Origin of the sequence: Mesorhizobium sp. M7A.F.Ca.US.014.04.1.1 (assembly GCF_003998745.1) — a bacterium.
GTDB lineage: Bacteria > Pseudomonadota > Alphaproteobacteria > Rhizobiales > Rhizobiaceae > Mesorhizobium > Mesorhizobium ciceri.
On the sequence record NZ_RZRW01000431.1, the window covers coordinates 1 to 4,989 of the forward strand.

At 63.6% G+C, this 4,989-nt stretch carries 4 protein-coding genes; 3 read left to right on the plus strand and 1 reads right to left on the minus strand.

Annotated features, from left to right (window positions below; translation table 11 throughout):
• Positions 1-94 precede the first annotated feature (94 nt).
• Positions 95-886, minus strand: coding sequence for a cyclase family protein (locus EOA22_RS24160; RefSeq protein WP_063169953.1), 792 nt, complete (start codon positions 884-886; stop codon positions 95-97).
• 119 nt (positions 887-1,005) lie between these two features.
• Between EOA22_RS24160 and EOA22_RS24165 the strand changes: the two genes are divergently transcribed.
• The 3 genes from EOA22_RS24165 to EOA22_RS24180 form a co-directional block, all read left to right on the plus strand.
• Positions 1,006-2,580, plus strand: a complete 1,575-nt coding sequence (locus tag EOA22_RS24165; protein ID WP_127390265.1) for an NAD(P)/FAD-dependent oxidoreductase — start codon at positions 1,006-1,008, stop codon at positions 2,578-2,580.
• Positions 2,581-2,690: 110 nt separating this feature from the next.
• Positions 2,691-4,220 carry an ABC transporter substrate-binding protein gene (locus EOA22_RS24170; RefSeq protein WP_027161803.1) on the plus strand — a complete coding sequence of 510 codons (1,530 nt, stop codon included), beginning with the start codon at positions 2,691-2,693 and terminating at the stop codon, positions 4,218-4,220.
• Positions 4,221-4,442: 222 nt separating this feature from the next.
• On the plus strand, positions 4,443-4,989 hold a 547-nt coding region (locus EOA22_RS24180; RefSeq protein WP_164755772.1), incomplete at its 3' end, for an ABC transporter permease.

Here is a 4,989-nt window from a genome sequence, read left to right on the forward strand (position 1 = left end):
GTAGGGCGCTAGCGCTACAAGCCTGCCACCCTCTACCTGCCATCAACCCGGTTTCGCCTTCTCGCATGATCTTCTCCCGAAGACCCACCTCGCTTTATTGCTTCGACACCAGCGCCAGCGCGCGAATCGGGCTGCCGGTGCCGTGCTCGATCTTGAGCGGCGCCGCGATCAGGATGGCGCCCTTCGGCGGCAGCTGGTCGAGGTTGCAAAGGCTGGCGAGACCGTAGCGGTTGGCCTTGTGCATCAGCGTGTGCGCCGGGAATGGCGGCTCCATGCCACCGGCCTTGCCGGCATCGGTGCCGATCGTCTCCGAGCCCCAGCCCTTGATGTCCTTACTGATCAGGAACTGGATGGCTTCGGCCGTCGGGCCGGGCGTGTGCGGACCGGTCTCGTTGGCGTTGAGGAACTCGGCTTCCGAGCCGTTGCGCTTGTACCAGTCGGTGCGCATCACCACCCATTCGCCGGCATTGATCGCACCGTGCTTGGCTTCCCAGGCCTTGATGTGGTCGACGGTGAGCAGGAAATCGGGGTCGGCGGCGGCTTCCTTCGAACAGTCGATGACATTGACCGGGCCGACGAAATTCTGCGCCGGAATGGTGTCGGTGGCGCCGTCCGGATAATCCTTGCCGCTGATCCAGTGCTGCGGCGCGTCGAAATGCGTGCCCGAATGTTCGCCGAGCTTCAGCCAGTTCCAGGCCCACCACGGACCGTTCTTGTCGTAACGGGAGATGTTGTGGATCTCGACCTTCGGCGTGTCGACGGCGAGTTCCGGCGGCAGCTTGATCAACGGCGTGTCCGGCCCGAGCGGCGCCGACAGGTCGACCACCTTGATGGCGCCTGAAAGAAGCTGGCCGGCGACTTCGCCGAGGAGTTTTTGCGTGTCCATGGTTTGAAGTTCCCTCTTTCGTGTGATGATCAAGGCTCGTCTCGGCCCTTAATATCCTACTAGACGAAAACATATGCATCTGCAATTATCTTTAAGCATAAAGGAAATGGGGACGGGGCGTGAGCGAGTTCGACGCCATCTTTGTCGGGGCGGGCCACAACAGTCTGGCATGCGCTGCGCATTTGGCGCTCAAAGGCTGGAAAACAGGGGTTTTCGAGCGCGGCGCGGCAATCGGCGGCGCCGTCCAGACGCGCGAATTCACCCTTCCCGGCTTCCGCCACGATTTCGGCGCGATGAATCTCAGCCTCTTCGCCGGCTCGGCCTTCCACCGGAAATATGCAAATGAATTGAAAGCGCAGGGGCTGGAGTTCGCCCCGGTCGCCGACTGTTTCGCCAGCGCATTCCCTGACGTGCGCTGGTTCGGCGTCAGCAACGATCTGGAAAAGACCGCCGCGCGCATCGCCGCCTTCTCAGCCGCCGACGCCGCCACATGGCGCAGGCTGGTCGCCGCCTTCCCGGCGGAGGCCGAACACCTGTTCCGGCTGCTGGGTTCGCCGATGAGTGCCCGCGCGCTTGCCGGCACGGCGTGGAACCTGTGGCGCAAGAAGGGCATGTCCGGAGCGCTCGATACGGGCCGGCTGCTGCTGTCCTCACCCCGCGCCTGGCTGGAGGAAACTTTCGAGTCGCCGCATATCAGGGCAACGCTCGCCACTTGGGGCATGCATCTCGACTTCGCCCCGGATATCGCCGGCGGTGCGGTTTTCCCCTATCTGGAATCGATGGCCAACCAGAGTTTCGGCATGGTGCTGGGCAAGGGCGGCGCCGACACCATCATCCGTGCCCTCTCTGGCATGGCGACCTCCGCCGGCGGCAAGATCGTCACCGGCGCCGAAGTCGCCGAGATCACCGTTTCGGCCGGCAAGGCGACCGGCGTACGGCTCGCTTCGGGCGAGACGCATACCGCCACCAGGGCAGTCATTGCCGGCGTCGCGCCCAAGGCGCTGACGGGCAAGCTGCTGCCCAATGGTTCGGGCGACGCCGGCTTCGACACGGCGATGCAGAAATTCCGCCATGCGCCAGGCACGATGATGATCCACCTGGCGCTGGACGATTTGCCGGATTGGCGTGCCGGAGCGGAGCTTCGGCAGTTCGCCTATGTGCATCTGTCGCCGTCGCTCGACGCCATGTCGCGCACCTATCAGCAGGCCATGGCGGGCATGCTGCCGGACGAGCCTGTGCTGGTGGTCGGCCAGCCGACGGCGATCGACCCGTCGCGGGCGCCTCAGGGAAAGCATGTGCTGTGGGTGCAAGTGCGCATGCTGCCGGCCGAAATCCTGGGCGATGCCGCCGGCAAGATCGCACCGGACCATTGGGACAAGGTGAAGGAGGTCTACGCAGACCGTGTCCTCGACATCATCGAGACCTATGCGCCCGGCCTGCGCAACAAGATTCTCGGCCGCGCCGTCTTCTCGCCCATCGACCTCGAGCGTGAGAACCCGAATCTCGTCGGTGGCGACCAGGTCTGCGGCAGCCATCATCTGGCGCAGAACTTTTTATTCCGCCCGGCGCGCAACTATGCCGGCTGGAACACGCCGGTGGCGCATCTGCACCTCACTGGAGCCGCGACATGGCCGGGCGCCGGCACCGGTGCGGCGTCGGGCTTCATGCTCGCACAACAGCTTGGCGGGAGGTAGGAGCCGGAGATTTCCTTGAGGCTACGAGGGGCAAGGCGCTGCTGCCCAAGAAGCCTGAACCAATGACCTGAAGACGCCGCGCAGAAACAAAACCAACAAGGGGAACGACCATGACAATCAACAGACGGGAATTGCTCGGATACAGCGCCGCGGCACTCGGGGTGGCCGCCGTCGGCCTGCCGCAGATCGCTAGGGCGGCTGCCGGCGAACTGACCATCGCCTACAATGTCAACCTGCCATCCTGGGATCCGACCACCGGACCCTCGGCCGTCAACCCGACGATCCAGGGGCTTTACCAGTCGGTATTCGACCAGTTCATCCCGCAGAAGCCCGATTTGTCCTTCGCGCCGGGCCTGCTCACCGAATGGGGCTGGAACGACGACCGCACGAAGATCATGATGACGGTGCGCGAAGGCGTGACCTGGCATGACGGCTCGCCGTTCACGGCCGAGGACGTCGTCTGGTCGCTACAGCGGGCAGGCGACGAAAAGACCGGCAACCCGATCCAGTTCGTCTGGAAGAACGTCAACAACTTCAAGATCGACGGCAACAAGATCACCGGCGACGTCGTGCAGTTCGACCCGGTCTATTTCAAATGGATGTCGTTCCTGACCGGCTACATCATGCCGAAGGCCTATTACGAGAAGGTCGGCGCCGAAGGTTTCGAGAAGGCGCCGATCGGCACCGGCCCCTACATGGTGGAAAAGTTCGAGCGCAACGCTTTCCTGCGGCTCAAGGCAAACCCGAACTACTGGGGCGGCAAGCCGGCCTTCGAGAATGTGACGATCAAGTTCGTCGCCGACGCGGCAAGCCGCGTCGCCGAGATCGAATCCGGCTCCTCGCAAGTGACGCTCGAAATCCCCTACGAGGAGTATGACCGGCTGATCGCCAAGGACGGGCTGGCCGGCTCGTGCAAGAACGTTTCCGACATCGGCATGATCTTCTTCAACGACATCGAGGCGATGCTGGACAAGAACGTCCGTCAGGCCGCCGTGATGGCCGTCGACAAGAAGCTGCTGGTCGATCGCCTGCTGCGCGGCTACGGACAGCCGATCGATACGCTGGAAACGCCGGAATACGCATCCTACGACGCGTCGATCAAGGTCGAGCACAATCCGGAAAAGGCCAAGGAATTGCTGGCTGCCTCCGGCTATTCGCCGGAAAAGCCGGTCAAGTTCACCATCCAGACGACCAAGGGCTTCAAGCCCAAGGACTATGAGATGATCCAGGCGATCGTCGGCATGTGGCGCAAGGTCGGCATCGAGGCGACGATCGAGGTCTACGAGATCGCAAAGCACTACGAACTGCGCGCCGCCGATAAGCTGGCGCCGGCCGCCTTCTACAACTGGGGCAACGCCATCGGCGATCCGACCACCTCGACCGGCTTTGCCATGTACGGCCCGAGCCCGCATTCGGTGTGGGACAGCCAGGATTTGATCGACATGATCAACCCGCTGTGGGGCGAGAAGGACGAGGCCAAGCGCATCGCCGGCTGGAAGGCTGTCGACAAATACATCGCCGAGCAGGCCTATGTGCTGCCGCTGATGCAGTATGCGCAGCCCATCGTCCATGCCAAGGGCGTCAATGTGGTTCAGCATGTGTCGGGCGCGCTGCTGCCGGCCCTGATGACCCCGGCCTGAGAGAGTCGAGAAAGGCGCGCTGTCGCAAAGCCGGCATGCCTTCTCCCAACTTGCGCAGGCCCCCTCATCCGGCCCTTCGGGCCACCTTCTCCCCGCTGGGGAGAAGAGACCGGCTCAGCCGTCAGCGACCTCTTCTCCCCTCGGGGAGAAGGTGGCCGCGAAGCGGCCGGATGAGGGGTCTTCGTTCCATCAGTCACCGAAACGCATTAGGCCTACGCCAGAATGCTCCTGCAAAGATTCCTGATCCGTCTGCTGACGATGCTGATCACGCTGTTCGGCGTGGCCGTCGTCGTCTTTGTCGTGATCCGCGTCGCGCCCGGCGATCCGATCGCCATGATGCTGCCGCCTGGTGCTACGGATGCCGACATTGCCCGGCTGCGAGCGCTCTACGGCCTCGACAAGACCATCGTGCAGCAATTCTTCATCTGGCTGTCAGGCGTCGCCAGGGGCGATTTCGGCACCTCGATTTCGCTCAGGCAGGATGTGCTGGGTCTCGTCTTCAACCGGCTGCCAGCGACGCTGGAGCTTGCCATCGTCGCGCTTGTGATGGCGGTGGCGCTCGGCGGCACGACGGCAATCATCGGCGCGCGCGAACGCGGCACGGCGGTCGAGGCCGGCATCGACATCGCCAGCGGCGCGGCGCTTTCCATTCCCGACTTCCTGTGGGGCCTGGTGCTGATCCTGCTGTTCGGCGTGCTGGTGCCGATCTTCGACATTTCCGGCCGGGTGTCGCCGCAGCTCGACCTGCCCTTCGTCACCCAGTTTTATC